Consider the following 19,199-nt stretch of genomic DNA (forward strand, 5'->3'; position numbering starts at 1 on the left):
GATTGTAAAAAGCTAGTTTTAAAAAATCTTCTGAACATTATAGCACGTTTTTCCCATTATGCTAAGCAGGGAAAAGATTCTAATCGTAGTCTAAAATCCACTTTTTAGGGTACAATACAGTCACCTAACAGAGAGTGAGTATCAAATATCGGAGTTGATGAGTGTGGACATTGTACAGCCATCCTATATGAAAAGTAAATTCGGTTTAGATATCTATTACGAACACTATCCAAATGAAGGTAAGAAGACATTAATTTTGATTCACGGCCTTTTCTCATCTACCTTCAGCTATCGAAAGCTCATCCCGCTTCTGAAACAAGACTTCAATTTAATTGCGATTGATCTGCCTCCATTCGGGCAGTCCGAAAAATCGAATACGTTCATTTACAGCTATCGCAACATGGCAAAAATCATTATTGAACTAGCTGGTTATTTGCAGATTCAGCATGCGATCCTCGTGGGGCATTCCATGGGGGGACAAATTGCTTTATATGCTGCATCTGAGCGTCCCGACCTATTTGAAAAAGCTGTTCTTTTGTGCAGCTCAGGGTATATGAATAAGTCCAAAAAGTCGCTTGTTTACAGCACATATATTCCTTATTTTTATCTTTATTTAAAAAGAAAGTTGTTCAAGCAAGGTATTATGAAGAATTTAACCGCTGTTGTGCATGATCATTCGATTATTGATCAAGAGATGGTGGACGGATATTTAAAGCCTTTTTCAGATGACCAAATTTTCAGAGGTATTTTTCGTTTGATTCGGCACAGGGAAGGCGATTTAGCGTCAGATGTCTTAAAGAAAATGGAGACACCTGTCCTGCTGATTTGGGGGGAGGAAGACCGGATCGTTCCTATTCAAATTGGCGAAAGACTGCACAAGGATCTACCGCATTCAACCTTGCACGCATTAAAAAAAACCGGGCACCTCATCCCTGAGGAAAATCCGGTCTTTGTGTCTGATCAAATTGGTCATTTCAGCCTGTCTTAAAGCGAGCAGGAGTTACCTTCTCTTATGACAAAAAGCTGATTTGCGATATGCTGGCAGCTTTCCATCGGAAGAAGCTGATCAAATGAGTGATGGTAAATGGCTTGAATGTCTTTCGCGAAAGATAATGGGTCTTCTGCGTCGTATAAGGCACTGATGACGTCAGCAGGCTCCGTTTCGTAAAAGTCCTCTCCATATTGAAAAGGGTCCCATGCCTTAATGATTTGAATCATCTCTTCTACAGCTTGACTATCTTTCATGGGGATCACCGCTTATAATAAATTTTGTGATGTTTATTTTAGCACAACCAAGAATGGTTGAAAAACGGCTAGAGGTGGGTTTCATGAATTTCGACGAACAGATCATACGTAAAGGTTCAAAATCAGTCAAATGGGATCAAGCAGAGTCTTTATTCCTGACAACAGATGCGCTGCCAATGTGGGTAGCAGATATGGATTTTAAAGCGCCCCAAGTCGTGCTTGATGCTTTAAAAGAACGATTAGATCACGGCGTATTCGGCTATGCATTTCAGGATCAGGATACGCAGCAAGCAGTAGCTGACTGGGTCAAAAGAAGACACGGTTGGACGATAAAAACAGATGCCGTCACCTTCACACCAGGTATCGTGACAGCACTTAGTTTTGCGGTACAAGCCTTTACAGCTCCGAATGATGAAGTGGTCATTCAGTCACCGGTGTATACGCCCTTCTATCAAATGATTGAAAGAAACGGACGTATCGTCTCAACCAATCCTTTAAAAATAGAAAACAACCGCTACATGATGGATTTTGATGATTTAGAGAAAAAATTAAGCAGACCAGAAGCAAAGCTAATGTTTCTTTGTCATCCGCATAATCCTTCAGGGAGAGCTTGGTCAAAAGAGGAATTAAAGCGTGTAGGAGATCTATGTGTACAGTACGGTGTCACCGTCGTGTCAGATGAAATTCATTCCGATCTGATGCTTTACGGGCAGCCGCATGTGCCTTTTGCCAGCCTTTCTGATGAGATAGCTAACATCACGGTAACGTGTATTGCACCGAGTAAAACATTTAATTTAGCTGGTCTTCAGGCATCTGCCATTATCATTTCTGATGAAGAAAAAAGAACTCTTTTCACCAATGAAGTGCAAAGAAATGGATTGTCTAAACTGAATGCCTTTGCGATTCCTGCCATGGAGGCGGCCTATCGCCACGGAGATGAGTGGCTTGATTCACTTGTTCTTTATCTCGAAAATAATATGAAGATCGCAATGGATTATATTGATGAATATCTGCCGAGCATGCGTTATATGAAACCAGATGCTTCTTATCTATTGTGGCTGGATATTCGTAATTATGAGCTCACTCAAGCAGAATTGAAACGTAATCTGCTGAAAAAGGGCAAGGTCATACTAGAGCTCGGAAACGTATATGGGCACGAAGGAGACGGCTTTATTCGAATGAATCTAGGCTGTCCTGCCGGAACAGTGAAAGAAGGTCTGAAGCGCCTTCATCAAGCATTCACTCAATCATCCGAATAAAACCATTTCTATCAAAAGAACATCCTAACGGGTGTTCTTTTTAAAGAAAAAAACCCTCCTATTATCATATCTACTTTGTACATGAAATGATATAATGAGAGGAATTACAATTATTTACGAGGAGAGCATTTAAATGGAAATGTTCAAGGATTTTCTGCTCCATGTATCTTTTATTCTATTTCCAATCTTTTTATATCATGCACTATGGCTAAGCCGGACCCCTGCTCATTTCCCTAAAACGAATAAACTGCTCATCACCATATTTGCATCCATTTCATCAGCACTATGTATTATGTATCCAGTTGGTTCGATTTTAGATTTGCAGACTGGGCTTCAATCGATTCCCCTTGTACTGGCTATTTTATACGGGGGATATACCGCCGGAATCGTCGCTATCTTAGTTAGTTCAACCGTAAAGTTCGTGATGTATGGCTCTTTTTTATGGGTTGGATTGATTGTTGTACCGATTTACTTTTTCATTCCTTTCCTGCTTTACCGGAAATGGCGCCAATATTCTAAGCAGAGAAAGCTGTTATACGGAGTCATGATTGCGTTATCAAAAGGGATGTTTATTTACATTGGACTGCTTGTGGTCAGCTTAATAGAGTACAGCCCTGCATTCATTATGCAACAAAAGCTGCTCGAATTATTTTTCTCAACTCTTTACTACATATTCTTTCTTGTGCTGAGTATTTATTCCATTGAGTTTGTGAAAGAGAATGCGCAAATGAGAACACAGCTTGTCCAATCAGAGAAACTGACGATTGTGAGTGAACTGGCAGCAAGTGTTGCCCATGAAGTCCGCAATCCGCTGACGGTGGTGAGAGGATTTATCCAACTGCTCTTTTCAAGTGACAATACGAAAGAGCCGTCAACCAATAAAGATTATAAAAATCTCGTTTTATCTGAACTTGACCGTGCGCAGGATATTATTACGAGCTATCTTGATATTGCGAAACAAAATTATTATCAAATAGAGTCTCTCAATTTATCTAAATTACTTGAAGAGTGTGCATCGCTGATGACATCCTATGCGAATTTTAAGTCGGTCACGATTCATCAATCGATTGAACCAGACTTATACATCCAAGGTGATGAAACGAAAATCAAACAAGTCATGATTAATTTAATCAAAAATGCAATCGAAGCAGCGCCCGAACACGAAGGTAAAATCGAACTGTTTGCTTCAAAAGAAAATCATCGAATCTGCCTTTATTTCGTTGATAACGGTGTAGGCATGTCAGAAAGCCAAATGAAAAAGCTTGGTGAACCCTATTACACATTGAAAAATAAAGGAACAGGGCTTGGGTTGACAGTGACATTTTCTATCATTGAAAATCATCATGGAACGATTCGTTTCAAAAGCTCATTGCAGTCTGGTACAACAGTCACCGTGAAGTTTCCTGAAGATACAAGAAGAAAATGATCAATCCATTTTTTTTGTCCTTTTTTCATCGATCTGCTCCTGCTTCTTAGAAGCACGAACGATCAGACGAAAGCAAATAAATGCAGCAGCAAAGAAAAGCACCGTCGTGATTGCCGCAGGGATATACTCCCTTTTATCTTCAGGAAAATACAGTAGAAAGAATATGATGAACGACATGTTCCGCTCTTCCCCCTTTTGCTCGTTTACTTCACTATATTGGCTAAAAGAAAGGAAATACCTTCTTATGCGAAGGAAATGGAGGAATTTCATATGACAGACATTCAGATTGGACAAATCGTGAAAGGTTTTTACAAAACAGGTGTTTACATTGGGGAAGTGACAGCCGTTAAACCATCTACTTATCTCGTTCAAGTAAAAGCGGTTTTAACACACCCCACTCAAGGTGACCTGCATCATCCAAAAGAAGCGGACGTACCTTTTTTTCAGGAAAGACGGGCTTTGGCCTTTAGGGAACAGACGAACATCCCTCATCATATGGTCAAGCCTTATGATGGCGACATACCTGATTATCAAGTATCACTGAAAGACGCCGTAGACAAATTGAAAAAAGGGCTCAGTGCGGATGATTCCAAGTGGGCTGAAAAATCAAGAGCGTGCCTCTCTTCTCTTGAAAAAGATTATTTTCCAGAAGACGCCCGCTAATCTGCCGAATCAAAAAAGTGAGAGAAGTCAATGAGTTCACCAATTTTGGTTGTTTGCGGATTTTCCACATAGGATCGATCTTTTTCAAAAAGGGTGAACAGCTGATAAGTGGTCATGGCATCATCAAGTGCTTTATGATGCTTACCAGCTCCTTCACTGCCGTACTCCTTAGCTGCTTTCCGAAGTCCTGTGAGTGTTCTATCCCCAAAAAAGGTTTTATATTCAAAAGCCAGATCCCTTTGATTCCCCTTAAAAGGAAAACCAATATGATTGAGCATACAGTTTTGCTTCAGTACCTTCATGTCCATATTTCCCCATGTGATAATCTCACAGTCTTCTCCCCCATCGAGTGACACGAGCTTCTCGATAAACGTCTCAAAAGAAATCCCGCTTTCTACATCCTGCTGCGTAATGCCAAGGAACGATTTACAGCGCTTTGTCAGCTTCGGGAACTTTTTCGGTTTGACATAGCTTGAGAATGTGTCTATGATCGTTTCATTTGATGCTTTAACGACACCAGCTTCAATGATTTCCGGGAAAAAATTTTGCGGATGATATTTCCCATCAGGCATCGTAAATTCAAAATCGACCACAAGCAGCGTCTTCTGTTCCATCAGTCTCACCCCACTTTCTCGTCTGTTTTCCATCCTGCTACTATTATATTAAGACGGACTTTGAAATCACTTCATTTTCGTGAAAATAATGCAGATTCACTATGCCCAACCTATTCATCAGATGAAAGATCGTTTATTTTCCTTTATAATTATTAAGGAACACGAAATAAATAAAGAAGGTGGTCTTTATCACAAACAGGAAGAAAAACTTGTACATCATGTGGTTTGTGAACTTTTTTGTATCTGCCAGCATTACAATGATCGTCCCTTTTTTATCACTTTACATAGAGTCTCTTGATAGCAGTTATTCGAATGAATTTGTTCAAAGATGGAGCGGCTATGTCTTTGGGGTTACGTTTTTAACAGCCTTTCTCATTTCTCCAATTTGGGGACGGATTGGTGACCGGCATGGCTATAAAAAGATTTTGCTCATTAACGGCATTGGGATTGCAACAAGCATTTTATTAATGGGGCTTGTTCAAACCGTTTATCAACTATTTGCGTTACGGCTTTTCATGGGGCTTGTGACAGGCTTTATTTCGACTTCGATGGCACTGATTTCTGCACAGACCGAAAAGGCAACAGCCGGTAAGACCCTTGGTACAATGCAGATGAGTAATGTCGCCGGAGGGTTATTCGGTCCATTAATGGGTGGATTTATGGCAGACAGTGTCGGATTCATTTATACATTTTTCTTAACAGCTGCTGTCATATATGTGTCAGCGATTGTCATTATCTTCGGTGTGAAAGAACAGCCGATCCGTTCAAAAGAAGCAAAACGGGTTTCTTACTCACGGAAGGACGTCCTTGTCCATATTTTCAAACAGCCTTTACTGGTCGTCACCATGCTGCTCACATTTATTACGCAAGTCGGGAACTTTAGTATTCAGCCGCTTTTAGCCTTGTACATTCATGATTTACACGGCCCCGTCAATCTTGCCTTTTATGCAGGGCTGGCGTTTTCTGCAACCGGGCTTGGCAATTTGCTGTTTACACGGAAATGGGGAGACCTTGGAGATCGAATTGGTCACGATAAGGTGCTGCTAGCCCTTCTCATCCTCTCCTCCATTTTATTCATCCCGCAAGCGATGGCGGATTCCTACGGGATGTTAGTGATCTTCCGTTTCTTATACGGGATGGCACTAGGCGGCATCATTCCTTGTACGACGGCCTATATTCGCATCAAAGCGCCTGCCTCTATGCAAGGGGAAGTGCTTGGTTACAATGTCAGCTTCCGCTTTCTTGGAAATGTCGTCGGACCCGTCATAGGCGGTATTGTGGCGAGTCATTACGGAATTCCAGCTGTCTTTTATGTCACCGCCGGCATTTTCCTTTTCGGGGCATTATTTTTATGGGCGGTCCGCTCACAATCAAAGACAAAAGAGAGGAGTGTCTGATCCATTATCAGATACTCTTTTCTTCTGTCTAAATGCCTTGTTTACTAGACTTCACGTCTATTCTTTTCTAAAAATAACCTTCTCGTAATCGCAAAAGAATGGTACGATATGGCTAGAAATCCGAAGAAAGTGAGTGACCTCATGTTTCGTGCAATCATTGGATGGTTATTACTTGTTGCCCTCATTCCATTATTTGTTCTGACTTTTTATCTATCAAAGGAAGAAGCCGCAAGTGTAAAACCTGTTAACGAAGTGCTTGATCAAAAAATCAAGCTGGAAAAGGTAGACTTTTCCCAAAACAGTTATATGTATGATCGAGATGGTTCTCTTATCTCTGAGATCGTATCAAACGATGAGAACCGTGTTTTCGTGAAGTACGATAAAATTCCTGATTCCGTCAAGGAGCTGTTCCTCCGATCAGAGGACCGCAACTTTTATGACCATAAAGGCATTGACTTTATGGGCGTGATTCGTGCCCTTGCCGCAAATGTGAAAAACCATGGCATTAGCCAAGGCGCTAGCACCATCACACAACAGTTATCCCGTAATTTATATTTAAGTCATGAACGTTCATTCAGCCGAAAGTTTACAGAACTGCTCTATTCCTATGAGCTCGAGCGAAAATTTACAAAAGAGGAAATTCTCGAAAGCTATTTAAATACGATTTATTTCAGTAACGGGGTTTACGGTGTCGGTTCTGCGGCTAATTACTATTTTGATAAGCCGCTTAGTTCTTTGACACTTGCACAGATGGCATTTATTTCTGCGATTCCTAACAACCCTACGCTGTATGACCCATTGAAACAATTCAAACATACAAAGAAACGCCAGGAACGGCTGCTTGGTATTTTAGAAAAAGATGGTGTCATTACGAAGAAGCAATACAAAAAAGCAGTGAAAGAAAAAATCAGCTTGTCCTTAAGTGAAAAGAAAAATCTTTATCCTGACTATGTGACATATGCCAATGAAGAATTTACCGATCTGGTGTCTGATCAGGAAGGCTTTACAAAACGATTGAAAAAAGCCAAAACAGCTGGCGCAAAAAAAGCAATTCAAAAAGAATTATCAGAAAAGGTTAGTGCATTGCTTCAAGATGGTGTGAAGATTTATACAGCACTAGACCCTTCCTTACAGCAAAGAGCGGTTTATCAGCTCAATGCACAATTGCCTTATCAAGGTGTGGAAGGCGGTTCAGCAGTCATTAACCACCAAACCCATCAAATCGTCGCACTTGCTGGCGGGAAGAATTATAAAAAGTTTGATTTCAACTACGCCTATCAAGCGCAAAGACAACCTGGTTCCGCCATTAAGCCGCTGTTAGACTATGGCCCTTATATTGATCAAACCGGTGCCACGGCATCAAGCAAAATCAGTGCCGGCAAGTTTTGCAGTAGCGGATATTGCCCGCAAAACTATAATCATAAAACGTATGGAACTGTAACACTTGAAACAGCCTTTAAGAATTCTTACAATACACCAGCGATTCGTATGCTTGATACAGTCGGTGTCAAAAAAGGCTTCAGCTATTTAGAAAAGTTCTCATTCGAACATATTGTCGCAGATGATTACCGCCTCCCTTCTGCACTTGGAGGATTTACAAAAGGCTTCTCGCCGCTAGAAATAACCGATGCATATACCGTGTTTGGCAATCAAGGTGCCTATACGCGAAATCACTCCATTACAAAGGTCACAGATTTAAACGGCAAAACCCTTTACAAGTGGAAAGAGTCGCCGAAGCAAATCTACTCTCAGCGTACAAATGAAACAATGCGCAAGCTGCTTGCCTCTGTTGTGAAAAGTGGGACAGGGAAAAAGGCGAATTTCAATTCTCCTTACATTGGGGGGAAAACAGGGACATCCAATGACTACAAAGACATTTGGTTTGTTGGCCTGACAGATCAATACACAATGGGTGTATGGGTCGGAAGAGATAGAGGAACCGTTGAATCGATTTATAGTTCAAGCCCGCACTTACGTATTTGGAAACAAACTATGCAATACGCTAGATAAACAGGAGGTTTGATTGCGATGCATTCCACACAACCCTCTCACTTCATTTTATTTGACGGTGTCTGCAACGTGTGCAGTGGTGCTGTTCAGTTTATCATCAAGCGCGACCCGAATGAGCGGATGATGTTTGCTTCTTTACAATCAGATACAGGGCAGCGTGTTTTAAAAGAAAACGGCTTGCCTTTAGATGAGTTCAATTCATTCATTTATATTGAAAATGGGACACTTTATATGAAGTCAACAGGCATCTTAAAAGCTGCACGGCATTTAAAAGGGATATACAGATGGAGCTATTTACTCCTCGCGATCCCTCGTCCAATCCGTGACTGGTTTTATCAGCTCATTGCAAAGAATCGCTACAAATGGTTTGGTCAAAAAACATCCTGTATGATGCCTACACCAGAAATTCAGAAGCGGTTTCTTCCATAAAAAAAAGCATCCTCCATCATCGGAGGATGCTTTCTTTCGTCTGATTAAGCTGGCAGACTCGCCATCACACTGTTATAAAGCTTAATAAATAAGTACAAAATGCCGATCAAAAACGTGGCCCAAAACAGCAGAATAAACATCATAAACCCAATTAAATTCAGCATGGAAAGTGATTGATAAATGCGTACCACAACCCAGATAAAATAGACGAGACTTGCTAAAACAAAAAGTCCAACAAGCAGAATGAGCTGCTGCGTCAATAGAAATGCAAGTAAGCTGGCAAACAAATAGACAACCGATGCAATCCGAATTTTCTTTAAGTTCTCCCCTTCAGGGTCCTTTGCAAAAAAGAGCAGCGCCAACTCTAACACCGTATCTGCAATGAGTTTTAAAGCAGATAAAATCATAAAATAAACAAGTGCAAATGCGGCAAATAAAGCAAGACGAATGCCCTGTTCAGAGAAAAATTCCAGCATTCCTTTTAAAATTCCTGCTTGGGTCAAGAAGTCAGTCGTGATACCTACTGTAAAAATAGAAAAGGCAGAGCTGAATAGCAAAATCGAAATCAGCGGAAAATATCCAGTCAAATATGTATTTTTCATAAATAGATCCTTTCTCATAAGCTCATTTTTATTATGGCTCACTTAAAACGGATTGACAAGATGCTTTCCAAGTAAACTGGAATCTAAATCAAATTTGTGATTTTGCACGTACATTCCTTCACAAACTTACATTTTCCCGTTAAAGTATTACTATTACGAAAAAATTGCGCGTTAGGGGTATACTCGTGAAAAAAACTTTAAGACTGCAAACACGGCTGACGATCTTTGTCTGTATTGTTGTCCTGATCTCCCTCTGTATCACATTCTTTACGATCTGGTCAGAAACAGCCAAAAATATTCATCAGCAGGAACGTGATATCGCCCTCTCCACTGCCAAAATGGTCGCAGAGGCTCCGATCACAGCAAAATCATTGGAAAAAGATCAATCATATACAGCACTGCGAAAATATACAACAAGTGTTCAGCGTATTACCAAAACCGAATTCGTTGTCGTCATGGATATGAACGGTATCCGCAAAACACATCCGAATCCGCAAAAGATTGGGAAGCGGTTTGCTGGCGGTGATGAAAAACCGGCATTACAGGGTAAAGAACATATTAGTACCGCATCTGGAACACTTGGCAAGTCCATGCGTGCCTTTGTTCCTGTTTATAACCAAGATGGCAAGCAGCTCGGGGCTGTGGCAGTTGGGATTACATTAAAGGAAATTGATTTAATTATTCATCAAAGCCTGCTCCCGCTCTACTTTGTCACATCGCTAAGCCTTTTATCTGGCATTATCGGCGCACTCATTGTGGCACGTAAAGTAAAGAAGATTATGTTTGGACTAGAGCCAGATGAAATTGCCACATTATTAAAAGAACGAAGCGCTATGCTAGAATCAACAAAAGAAGGCATTCTTGCCGTTGATCAGCACGGTAAAATCAAGCTGGCAAATGCAGAAGCTAAACGTCTTTTTCATAATATGGGCATTATGGTTGACCCTAGAGAACAAGATGTACAGGCTCTTCTGCCTTCAAGCGGCTTAAAGCAAGTAATCGAAACACGGAAACCGCTGCTTGATCGCGATGTCAGAATGAACGGACTGGAGCTGGTCTTTAATGAGGTGCCGATTACGGTAAAAGGGGAAATTGTCGGAGCGATCGCAACCTTCCGTGACAAAACAGAAGTCAAACATCTGGCTGAGCAGCTGAGCGGGGTGAAGATGTATGCCAATGCACTTCGTGCCCAGTCACACGAATTTATGAACAAGCTCCATGTCATTTTAGGATTGGTCCAGCTAAAGAACTATGATGACCTTGGCACCTATATTAAAGATATTGCGATTTATCAGCAGACAGAAACAAATGAAATCATCAACCATGTGAAAAACTCAGTCTTAGCCGGGTTTTTACTAGGAAAACAAAGCTACATCAGAGAACAAGGCGCAGCTTTAGAAGTCAATTGCAGTACACAGGTACCAAACTCGGAGGACCCAGCAGTCACACATGACCTTATTACGGTCATCGGTAATCTGTTAAATAACGCACTCGATGCCGTTTCCCATACAGAGAACAAAAATATCTCCATCTCATTCAGATATGTCCAAGAGCAGCTTCATATTGAAATTACAGACACAGGGGTCGGTCTGACAAAAGAAGAACAGGACATTATGTTTGATCAAGGCTTTTCAACAAAAGGAGAAGACAGAGGATTTGGCCTTTATTTTGTTGACCAAAGCATCAAAAAACTGAACGGACATATGATCGTCACAAGCGAAAAAGGAGAAGGAACGACCTTTAGTCTCCGTATTCCATATAAACAAAAGGAGGATTCACATGATTAATGTGTTGATCGTAGAAGATGACCCAATGGTCGGAGAGCTGAATAAACGCTACTTGACCCAAATAGAAGGATTTGAATTAAAAGGGATTGCCACCTCATTTCAAAAGGCACTAGACATCTTAAAATCAGAAATCATTCACCTTGTATTGCTTGATATTTATATGCCTGGACAAAATGGGCTCGCCCTATTATCAGAAATTCGTCAGCAAAATCATTCCGTTGACGTCATCGTCATTTCAGCTGCAAATGAAGTGGATGTCGTACAGCAAACGATGCGAAACGGAGCTGTCGACTATTTAATCAAACCTTTTGAGTTTGAACGCTTCCAATCAGCACTGGCAGAATATAAAAGAAAACATGCCCTATACCAAACGATGAATAGCATCTCTCAAAATGATTTAGACGCGAAGCTTTTTCATAAAAAAGCAGAGGCGGAAAAAGTCCTGCTGCCAAAAGGCCTGACGAAGAGCACACTCAAACTCATCTGGACAAGCATTCAATCATTCGGTCAGCAGGCTTTCACGACCGAAGACCTAGCCAATCATACTGAAATCTCTCAAGTTTCGATTAGAAAATATTTGAAATTTCTTGAGGATATCGAAGTGGTTGATGTGGAGATGGCATACGGGACAATCGGCCGCCCTGTTTTCCAATATAAACTGAATACAAGCAACATGAATTTGATTCAGCAATATCTTTAATTTGACACATCTGACCTTTCACAAAGGCCAGATGTTTTTTTATGGCATACGATGTCACAAACCCCTTGATATCAGTGGTTCCACTGTAGTAGAGCACATCATAAAAGCGGCATTATATCATATTTCAGCACATAAAAAGACATCGAATTTAGCCTTTTAACATTTTTTTAAAAATAAAACAAATTTCTATTTATTTATTCGATGGGAAATGATAAATTATGATTGATTAGTTCAACGAGATATAAGTCTGATGTCTTACATCTTCTCTCCTGTTTCCATCAATTTCAAAAGAATGCAGGATAAAATACCCTTTTCACAAGGATAGGAGAAGGCAAGAGTCGGTCTTTTTTCGCGAGACTTTTCTGAAACTTTTAAATTTTATAGGGGGTTATGTTTTGAAGAAGCGCAAAATTGGACTTGCATTGTCCTTAGTCGTAGCAGCAGGAACCATCCTTGGAGCATGCGGCAACTCTGGCTCAAACAGCGGTGAAAACAAAAAAGATAAAGATCAATTCACTGTTGCAATGGTAACTGATGTCGGTGGTGTCGATGACAAATCGTTTAACCAATCTGCTTGGGAAGGTTTACAAGCATTTGGGAAAGACAACAATTTAACAAAAGGTAAAAACGGCTTTGATTACTTACAATCTAAATCAGACGCTGACTATACAACAAACTTAAACACACTTGCTCGTGAGAAATTTGATTTGATTTACGGAATTGGTTTCTTAATGCAAGATTCTATTACTGAAATTGCGAATCAACGTAAGAAAAACCACTTTGCCATCGTTGATGCAGTTGTAAAAAAAGACAACGTAGCAAGCATTACATTTAACGAAAACGAAGGTTCATTCCTTGTAGGTGTTGCAGCGGCTCTTTCTACAAAATCAAACAAAATTGGTTTTGTTGGCGGCGTTGATTCTGAATTAATCAGAAAATTCGAAGTTGGTTTCCGTGCAGGCGTTGAAGCAGCTAATCCAAAAGCAAAAGTTGAAGTGAAATATGCTGGTGCATTCGATAAAGCAGACATCGGTAAAGCAACAGCTGAAAGTATGTACAAATCTGGCGTTGACGTCATTTACCACGCAGCAGGCGGAACTGGAACTGGTGTCTTCACAGAAGCGAAAAACCTGAAAAAAGCTGATCCTGACCGCAAAGTGTGGGTCATTGGTGTCGATAAAGACCAGTATGACGAAGGTAAAGTACCTGGAACAAAACAAAGTGTCACTCTTACTTCTATGATTAAGAAAGTAGACACAGCGGTACAAGACTTAACAACAAAAGCAAAAGAAGGTAAATTCCCTGGTGGCGAAGTCATCACGTACGGTCTGAAAGAAGGCGGCGTTGACATCTCTCCATCTCAAGAGAATCTTGATAAAGATGTATTGAAGAAAATCGAAGAATGGAAACAAAAAATCATCAAGGGTGAAGTGAAAATCCCTGCAACACGTGATGAACTAAAAGATTTTAAAGCTTAATTTGTGCATCGGGATAAGCGCGTCTTATCCCCTTGCCTCTCCTTTACCTCCTCTTTATTCGTAAAAGGTGGTAAAAGAAAAGCTGCAGCCTTGTTTTGCAGCTTTTCTTTTGCTAGTTTTTATCTTCATCAGCACCCTAAAAAAGGAGCGGTTAAACCTGTGGATTATGTCATTGAAATGTTGAATATACGCAAAGAATTCCCTGGCATTGTAGCAAATGATAACATTACGCTACAGCTAAAAAAGGGCGAAATTCATGCGCTGCTTGGTGAAAACGGCGCTGGAAAATCAACGCTTATGAACGTGCTTTTCGGACTTTATCAGCCTGAAAAAGGTGAAATCAAGGTACACGGAAAACCGGTTACAATCTCAAGTCCAAATGATGCAAGTGATTTAGGCATTGGAATGGTCCATCAGCATTTTATGCTAGTTGATACATTTACTGTGGCTGAAAACATCATTTTAGGAAAAGAGCCAAAGAAATTTGGAAAGATTGACAAAGAACAAGCCATTCAGCAAGTGCAGGAACTTTCTGACCGTTATGGACTGAAAATAGACCCTGCCGCTAAAGTATCTGACATCTCAGTCGGTATGCAGCAGCGAGCAGAAATCTTAAAAACACTATACCGCGGCGCTGACATCTTGATCTTCGACGAACCAACAGCCGTCTTAACACCTCAAGAAATAAAAGAACTCATACAAATTATGAAAAACTTAATCAATGAAGGCAAATCCATTATTTTAATTACCCACAAGCTAAAAGAAATTATGGATGCCTGTCATCGCGTGACCATTATCCGAAAAGGGCAAGGTATTCGTACACTTGATGTGGAACACACAAACAAAGACGAGCTTGCCAGCTTAATGGTCGGCCGCGAAGTCTCATTTAAAACAGACAAAAAAGCAGCCTCCCCTGCTGAAGAAGTCTTGCAAATTCAAGATCTCACTGTCAAAGATGCGCGAGGAATTGAAGCTGTGAAACAGCTCAATTTATCAGTGAAAGCTGGTGAGATTGTCGGAATTGCGGGTGTAGACGGAAATGGTCAATCTGAATTAATTGAAGCCATTACAGGTCTGAAAAAATCCGAATCTGGCACGATCATGCTAAACGGGAAAGCCATTCAAAATCTCCCGCCTCGTAAGGTCACAGAATCTGGTATCGGTCATATTCCTCAAGACCGTCATAAGCACGGACTTGTCCTTGACTTTTCAATTGGAGAAAATATTTCCTTACAAACGTATTATCAGCGTCCATATTCGAAGTTTGGCTTGATGAATATGAAAAATATTTATCAAAAAGCAAAACAAATCATTGCTGAATACGACGTACGGACGCCTAGTGAATATACAGAAGCACGTGCGCTCTCAGGCGGTAACCAGCAAAAAGCCATTATTGGCCGTGAAGTGGACCGAAATCCTGATTTATTAATTGCCGCACAGCCGACACGTGGACTTGATGTCGGAGCCATTGAGTTTGTTCATAAACGTCTGATTGAACAAAGGGATTCAGGCAAAGCTGTTCTGCTCATCTCCTTTGAGCTTGATGAAATTATCAATGTCAGTGATAAGATTGCTGTTATTTTCGAAGGCAGCATTATTGCCATTGTTGATCCAAAAGAAACAACAGAGCAAGAACTCGGTCTGTTAATGGCTGGAAGTACGCAACAGGAAGTGGGGAAAGAAGCAAATGTCTAATCGCTTAACAAATCTGCTGATTCCGCTTATAGCCATTGTACTTGGTCTTTTCGTTGGGGCCATCATTATGCTGGCAAGCGGTTATAGTGTCATCGAAGGTTATAGCGCCCTTTGGAATGGCGTCTTCGGTGAAACCTATTATATGGGAGAAACCATCCGACAAGTCACGCCTTATATTTTATCAGGACTTGCTGTTGCCTTTGCATTTCGGACAGGCCTCTTTAATATCGGGGTAGAAGGTCAAATGCTGATTGGCTGGGTAGCTGCTGTATGGATCGGCACAACTGTCCATGCACCTATGTATATACATCTGCCTCTTGCACTGATCACAGCAGCAGTTGCTGGTGCAATATGGGGCTTTATTCCCGGATTTTTAAAAGCTCGTTTTTACGTACATGAAGTCATTGTCACCATCATGATGAACTACATTGCCCTTCATGTCACAAATTATTTGATTTCAAATGTCTTAACAAACAATAAAGATAAAACAGAAAAAATTGATGCAACAGCTTCCCTTCGATCTGGTTTTTTTGAGCAGATCACTGATTTCTCAAGAATGCATAATGGGATTTTTGTTGCCATTATTGCGGCTGTTGTCATGTGGGTTATTATCCAGAAAACCTCTAAAGGGTTTGAATTACGCGCAGTTGGGATGAACCAGCAGGCCTCTCATTATGCTGGAATGAACGTTCGACGCAACATCATTTATGCGATGCTCATTTCTGGTGCCTTTGCAGGTCTTGCAGGTGCGATGGAAGGACTCGGAACATTTGAATATGCTTCGATTAAAGGATCATTCACTGGCGTTGGTTTTGACGGAATCGCTGTTGCCTTATTAGGCGGAAACACAGCTATTGGTGTCGTCTTAGCTGCATTATTGCTTGGTGGATTGAAAGTCGGTGCTTTAAACATGCCGCTTGAATCTGGCGTACCGACTGAGGTCGTTGATATTGTGATTGCGATCATTATTCTTTTCGTTGCCTCAAGCTATATCATCCGTCTTGTCATTCAACAATTGAAGAAAAAGGGGGGAAAATAAGTGGGATTTCTGCAAATTCTTGAAATCATCGTCCCGGCTACACTTGTATATGCTGCACCACTTATTTTAACCGCTCTTGGAGGCGTCTTTTCAGAAAGATCAGGTGTCGTCAATATCGGTCTTGAAGGTTTGATGGTCGTCGGAGCATTTTCTAGTATTATCTTTAACTTAATGTTTGCTGATACGTTTGGTGCCTTGACCCCGTGGCTCGGTCTACTTGTTGGTATGGCCATTGGCGGCGTGTTCTCACTCATTCACGCTGTGGCCACTATTACGTTCAGAGCAGATCAAACGGTCAGTGGTGTTGCGATTAACATGCTTGCCCTTGGTGCTACGCTGTTTGTTGTCAAACTGATTTATGGCAAAGCACAAACGGATAAAATTACAGAACCTTTCTATAAAGGAGATATTCCCCTTTTAAGTGACATTCCGATCATTGGTGATATTTTCTTTAAAGATGTGTATTATACGTCCATTCTCGCATTAGTTCTTGCGGTTGTCGCTTGGTTTGTTTTATTTAAAATGCCGTTTGGCTTGCGACTTCGTGCAGTCGGAGAGCATCCAATGGCAGCTGATACAATGGGAATCAAGGTATACCGGATGCGCTATATTGGCGTCTTCATTAGTGGTCTATTTGGCGGTCTTGGCGGAGCTGTGTATGCATCGACCATCGCTCTTGACTTCTCACACGCCACCATTACGGGACAAGGCTTCATTGCGTTAGCCGCCCTTGTTTTCGGGAAATGGCACCCATTTGGCGCTATGGGCGCTGCTTTATTCTTTGGATTTGCACAAAGCTTAAGCATCATTGGCTCTCTGCTTCCGCTGTTTCAAGATATCCCGAACGTGTACATGCTCATTGCACCATATGTGCTGACGATCCTAGCTCTTACTGGCTTCATTGGACGAGCAGACGCACCAAAAGCACTTGGTACCCCTTATTTAAAAGGAAAACGATAAATAAATACCATGTATGATCAATCCCCTGAAGGACAAACTATCTTCAGGGGATTTTTGTATGATAAAAACGACAAAACCCCCGTTTATTTTACTTTTATTACACTTAATTTAGTTTAATAAATAGATGAGTGTCACAGAATCTTCTACAATTGAGACAAATAGCATTTGGGGGTGTTTATGTGGCTAATACACAACAATTGAAATCGATTACAAACGATTCTGACAATAATAAAAGCGTTTTCCGAAAAATTCTTTCTTGGAAAATTGGTGTTATTGATCTACCTGTGTATATAGTACTTGCAGCGATTATTTTAACTGCCGCTTATTTTAATAAAATTCCAGCAAATATGCTTGGTGGTTTCGCTGTTATTATGATTTTGGGGATTTTCCTAGGAGATGTAGGACAACGTATTCCAATCTTAAAAGATATTGGTGGACCGGCGATTCTTTCTTTATTCGTACCATCGTTCCTGGTCTTTTTTCATGTTCTGAATCCAAACTCGTTGGAAGCGGTTACGTCTCTGATGAAAACGTCGAACTTCCTATACTTCTATATATCTGCTCTTGTAGTAGGTAGTATTCTTGGGATGCAACGAACTGTTTTAGTACAAGGCCTTATTCGTATGTTTGTTCCTCTTGTTGCAGGTACAATTACAGCTGTGGCTGCTGGAATTCTAGTGGGGCTTCTAGTTGGTTACACACCGCATCATTCGTTCTTCTTTATCATTGTACCGATTATTGCCGGTGGTGTCGGTGAAGGAATATTGCCATTATCAATTGCTTATTCACAAATTCTTGGTGTATCAGCAGAGTCATTAATTTCTCAATTGATTCCGGCTGCTGTTATTGGGAACGTCATTGCCATCATTTGTGCTGGCGCAATGAAAAAGCTTGGTGAAAAACGTCCTGAACTAAACGGGAATGGACGACTTGTTAAATCAAAAGAAGCAAATGAAATCTTTGAACAGCCTGAAATGGATACTAAAGTTGACTTCAGCTTAATGGGTGCAGGTGTGCTTGTTGCATGTACAACTTTTATCTTTGGCGGCTTATTAGAAAGTTTTGTTCATATTCCAGGTCCAATCTTAATGATTGTTCTTGCTGCATTAATCAAATACTTAAACGTGATGCCTCAGCATTTGCAAAACGGCTCACAGCAGTTCTACAAGTTTGTATCGAAAAGCTTTACATGGCCTCTAATGGTTGGTTTAGGAATTCTATACATTCCACTTGATGATGTGGCCACTGTTATTTCGATTCCTTTCGTATGTGTATGTATTGCTGTTGTTCTAGGCATGGTTGGTTCTGGTTACTTTGTTGGTAAATTCATGAACATGTATCCAGTTGAATCTGCCATTGTGACGGGCTGTCACAGTGGATTAGGCGGTACTGGTGATGTTGCGATTCTTTCAGCTTCTGGAAGAATGGGCCTTATGCCTTTCGCTCAAGTCTCTACACGTCTTGGCGGAGCAGCAACCGTTATTTGCGCAACAATCTTACTCAGAATGTTTACTTAAAAAAGAAACAAAAAGCATGTCCCTTTCATAAGGGACATGCTTTTTTTATATTTCTTTTCTCCCATACATCCTCATTCATCAGCTAATACAATTCGTATATACTCCCGAGGCTGAAAAGGATACTGTTTCGCCTGCGGATAGGTCATATGGAGGAGATGTTCAGAAAATAGCGGCCATTCACTCCCGGCCTGCCACCTTTTTTGATCATTTCGTTCAATCAAGAATGCTCCTCCTAAAATCGTGCAGAATATGCTTAAGCTGATGGCGATCTTTCGTTTCATTTGATCAGCTCCTTTAAGAAAAGCATGTACGAAATACAAAACAATATACAACGAGTTTCATTTTTGATAAAATATTTTTTGTGGTCAAAAGAACTCA

General features: G+C 40.8%; 19 protein-coding genes. 14 read left to right on the plus strand and 5 right to left on the minus strand.

The features are described 5' to 3' along the window. Window positions 1-163: 163 nt before the first annotated feature. Window positions 164-988 (plus strand): alpha/beta hydrolase, encoded by an 825-nt coding sequence (locus tag V7L95_RS02495; protein ID WP_017367944.1) that lies wholly within the window; start codon window positions 164-166, stop codon window positions 986-988. Here the strand turns inward: V7L95_RS02495 and V7L95_RS02500 are convergent. Continuing rightward, the gene (locus V7L95_RS02500) at window positions 985-1,245 is read right to left on the minus strand and encodes a YugE family protein (protein ID WP_340967930.1); all 261 of its coding nucleotides are present in this window, start codon (window positions 1,243-1,245) and stop codon (window positions 985-987) included. The genes V7L95_RS02495 and V7L95_RS02500 overlap by 4 nt on opposite strands. Before the next feature lie 83 nt (window positions 1,246-1,328). Here V7L95_RS02500 and V7L95_RS02505 point away from each other — a divergent pair, with 83 nt between their 5' ends. Both V7L95_RS02505 and V7L95_RS02510 read left to right on the plus strand, forming a co-directional pair. Further along, window positions 1,329-2,504 carry a MalY/PatB family protein gene (locus tag V7L95_RS02505; protein ID WP_046526556.1) on the plus strand — a complete coding sequence of 392 codons (1,176 nt, stop codon included), beginning with the start codon at window positions 1,329-1,331 and terminating at the stop codon, window positions 2,502-2,504. Between the two features lie 133 nt (window positions 2,505-2,637). Continuing rightward, window positions 2,638-3,930: a HAMP domain-containing sensor histidine kinase gene (locus V7L95_RS02510; protein ID WP_024719721.1), complete on the plus strand. Its 1,293-nt coding sequence runs from the start codon at window positions 2,638-2,640 to the stop codon at window positions 3,928-3,930. On the opposite strand, the gene V7L95_RS02515 is transcribed toward V7L95_RS02510, so the two are convergent. Then, window positions 3,931-4,107: a hypothetical protein gene (locus V7L95_RS02515; RefSeq protein WP_008345810.1), complete on the minus strand. Its 177-nt coding sequence runs from the start codon at window positions 4,105-4,107 to the stop codon at window positions 3,931-3,933. It lies immediately after the preceding gene. A 93-nt stretch (window positions 4,108-4,200) separates the two neighbouring features. On the opposite strand from V7L95_RS02515, the gene V7L95_RS02520 reads away from it, so the two are divergent. Then, complete coding sequence (locus tag V7L95_RS02520) at window positions 4,201-4,593, plus strand: kinase-associated lipoprotein B (RefSeq protein WP_017358956.1); 393 nt, start codon at window positions 4,201-4,203, stop codon at window positions 4,591-4,593. On the opposite strand, the gene kapD is transcribed toward V7L95_RS02520, so the two are convergent. Further along, window positions 4,590-5,207 (minus strand): 3'-5' exonuclease KapD, encoded by a 618-nt coding sequence (gene kapD, locus V7L95_RS02525; protein WP_025207898.1) that lies wholly within the window; start codon window positions 5,205-5,207, stop codon window positions 4,590-4,592. The genes V7L95_RS02520 and kapD overlap by 4 nt on opposite strands. A 218-nt stretch (window positions 5,208-5,425) precedes the next feature. On the opposite strand from kapD, the gene V7L95_RS02530 reads away from it, so the two are divergent. The 3 genes from V7L95_RS02530 to V7L95_RS02540 all read left to right on the plus strand — a co-directional run bounded on the left by V7L95_RS02530 (window position 5,426) and on the right by V7L95_RS02540 (window position 9,043). Continuing rightward, window positions 5,426-6,604 (plus strand): MFS transporter, encoded by a 1,179-nt coding sequence (locus V7L95_RS02530; RefSeq protein ID WP_220482436.1) that lies wholly within the window; start codon window positions 5,426-5,428, stop codon window positions 6,602-6,604. A 108-nt stretch (window positions 6,605-6,712) separates the two neighbouring features. Next, on the plus strand, window positions 6,713-8,614 hold the full coding sequence (locus V7L95_RS02535; protein WP_024719722.1) for a transglycosylase domain-containing protein: 1,902 nt from the start codon (window positions 6,713-6,715) through the stop codon (window positions 8,612-8,614). Between the two features lie 18 nt (window positions 8,615-8,632). Beyond that, on the plus strand, window positions 8,633-9,043 hold the full coding sequence (locus V7L95_RS02540; protein WP_035389247.1) for a thiol-disulfide oxidoreductase DCC family protein: 411 nt from the start codon (window positions 8,633-8,635) through the stop codon (window positions 9,041-9,043). Between the two features lie 44 nt (window positions 9,044-9,087). Here V7L95_RS02540 and V7L95_RS02545 read toward each other — a convergent pair whose 3' ends face one another. Next, window positions 9,088-9,645: a YufK family protein gene (locus V7L95_RS02545; RefSeq protein WP_008345822.1), complete on the minus strand. Its 558-nt coding sequence runs from the start codon at window positions 9,643-9,645 to the stop codon at window positions 9,088-9,090. A 185-nt stretch (window positions 9,646-9,830) separates the two neighbouring features. Here V7L95_RS02545 and malK point away from each other — a divergent pair, with 185 nt between their 5' ends. The 7 genes from malK (at window position 9,831) to V7L95_RS02580 (ending at window position 18,821) form a co-directional block, all read left to right on the plus strand. Further along, on the plus strand, window positions 9,831-11,432 hold the full coding sequence (gene malK / locus V7L95_RS02550; protein WP_017367953.1) for a malate sensor histidine kinase MalK: 1,602 nt from the start codon (window positions 9,831-9,833) through the stop codon (window positions 11,430-11,432). Next, window positions 11,425-12,132: a response regulator gene (locus V7L95_RS02555; RefSeq protein ID WP_050826562.1), complete on the plus strand. Its 708-nt coding sequence runs from the start codon at window positions 11,425-11,427 to the stop codon at window positions 12,130-12,132. Before malK ends, V7L95_RS02555 begins: the two co-directional genes overlap by 8 nt. A gap of 395 nt (window positions 12,133-12,527) precedes the next feature. Then, window positions 12,528-13,610, plus strand: coding sequence for a BMP family protein (locus V7L95_RS02560; RefSeq protein WP_035389251.1), 1,083 nt, complete (start codon window positions 12,528-12,530; stop codon window positions 13,608-13,610). A gap of 159 nt (window positions 13,611-13,769) precedes the next feature. Beyond that, the gene (locus V7L95_RS02565) at window positions 13,770-15,305 is read left to right on the plus strand and encodes an ABC transporter ATP-binding protein (protein WP_024719725.1); all 1,536 of its coding nucleotides are present in this window, start codon (window positions 13,770-13,772) and stop codon (window positions 15,303-15,305) included. Beyond that, window positions 15,298-16,344, plus strand: a complete 1,047-nt coding sequence (locus V7L95_RS02570; protein ID WP_171465711.1) for an ABC transporter permease — start codon at window positions 15,298-15,300, stop codon at window positions 16,342-16,344. The genes V7L95_RS02565 and V7L95_RS02570 overlap by 8 nt, the downstream gene beginning before the upstream one ends. Then, window positions 16,345-17,304: an ABC transporter permease gene (locus tag V7L95_RS02575; RefSeq protein WP_008345835.1), complete on the plus strand. Its 960-nt coding sequence runs from the start codon at window positions 16,345-16,347 to the stop codon at window positions 17,302-17,304. It begins immediately after the preceding gene. A 179-nt stretch (window positions 17,305-17,483) separates the two neighbouring features. After that, window positions 17,484-18,821, plus strand: a complete 1,338-nt coding sequence (locus tag V7L95_RS02580) for a 2-hydroxycarboxylate transporter family protein (RefSeq protein ID WP_008345838.1) — start codon at window positions 17,484-17,486, stop codon at window positions 18,819-18,821. Between the two features lie 71 nt (window positions 18,822-18,892). Here V7L95_RS02580 and V7L95_RS02585 read toward each other — a convergent pair whose 3' ends face one another. Further along, the gene (locus V7L95_RS02585; protein ID WP_017358947.1) at window positions 18,893-19,102 is read right to left on the minus strand and encodes a hypothetical protein; all 210 of its coding nucleotides are present in this window, start codon (window positions 19,100-19,102) and stop codon (window positions 18,893-18,895) included. Window positions 19,103-19,199 lie beyond the last annotated feature (97 nt).

Origin of the sequence: Bacillus sp. PPSBB_11 (assembly GCF_038023285.1) — a bacterium.
Lineage (GTDB): Bacteria > Bacillota > Bacilli > Bacillales > Bacillaceae > Bacillus > Bacillus altitudinis.

What these genes read in the sequence shown, in the direction of transcription:
- V7L95_RS02500 (WP_340967930.1), bottom strand. Translation starts at nt 1,245, where the DNA reads ATGAAAGATAGTCAAGCTGTAGAAGAGATGATTCAAATCATTAAGGCA.
- V7L95_RS02505 (WP_046526556.1), top strand. Translation starts at nt 1,329, where the DNA reads ATGAATTTCGACGAACAGATCATACGTAAAGGTTCAAAATCAGTCAAA.
- V7L95_RS02510 (WP_024719721.1), top strand. Translation starts at nt 2,638, where the DNA reads ATGGAAATGTTCAAGGATTTTCTGCTCCATGTATCTTTTATTCTATTT.
- V7L95_RS02515 (WP_008345810.1), bottom strand. Translation starts at nt 4,107, where the DNA reads ATGTCGTTCATCATATTCTTTCTACTGTATTTTCCTGAAGATAAAAGG.
- V7L95_RS02520 (WP_017358956.1), top strand. Translation starts at nt 4,201, where the DNA reads ATGACAGACATTCAGATTGGACAAATCGTGAAAGGTTTTTACAAAACA.
- kapD (WP_025207898.1), bottom strand. Translation starts at nt 5,207, where the DNA reads ATGGAACAGAAGACGCTGCTTGTGGTCGATTTTGAATTTACGATGCCT.
- V7L95_RS02530 (WP_220482436.1), top strand. Translation starts at nt 5,426, where the DNA reads ATGTGGTTTGTGAACTTTTTTGTATCTGCCAGCATTACAATGATCGTC.
- V7L95_RS02535 (WP_024719722.1), top strand. Translation starts at nt 6,713, where the DNA reads ATGGCTAGAAATCCGAAGAAAGTGAGTGACCTCATGTTTCGTGCAATC.
- V7L95_RS02540 (WP_035389247.1), top strand. Translation starts at nt 8,633, where the DNA reads ATGCATTCCACACAACCCTCTCACTTCATTTTATTTGACGGTGTCTGC.
- V7L95_RS02545 (WP_008345822.1), bottom strand. Translation starts at nt 9,645, where the DNA reads ATGAAAAATACATATTTGACTGGATATTTTCCGCTGATTTCGATTTTG.
- V7L95_RS02555 (WP_050826562.1), top strand. Translation starts at nt 11,425, where the DNA reads ATGATTAATGTGTTGATCGTAGAAGATGACCCAATGGTCGGAGAGCTG.
- V7L95_RS02570 (WP_171465711.1), top strand. Translation starts at nt 15,298, where the DNA reads ATGTCTAATCGCTTAACAAATCTGCTGATTCCGCTTATAGCCATTGTA.
- V7L95_RS02585 (WP_017358947.1), bottom strand. Translation starts at nt 19,102, where the DNA reads ATGAAACGAAAGATCGCCATCAGCTTAAGCATATTCTGCACGATTTTA.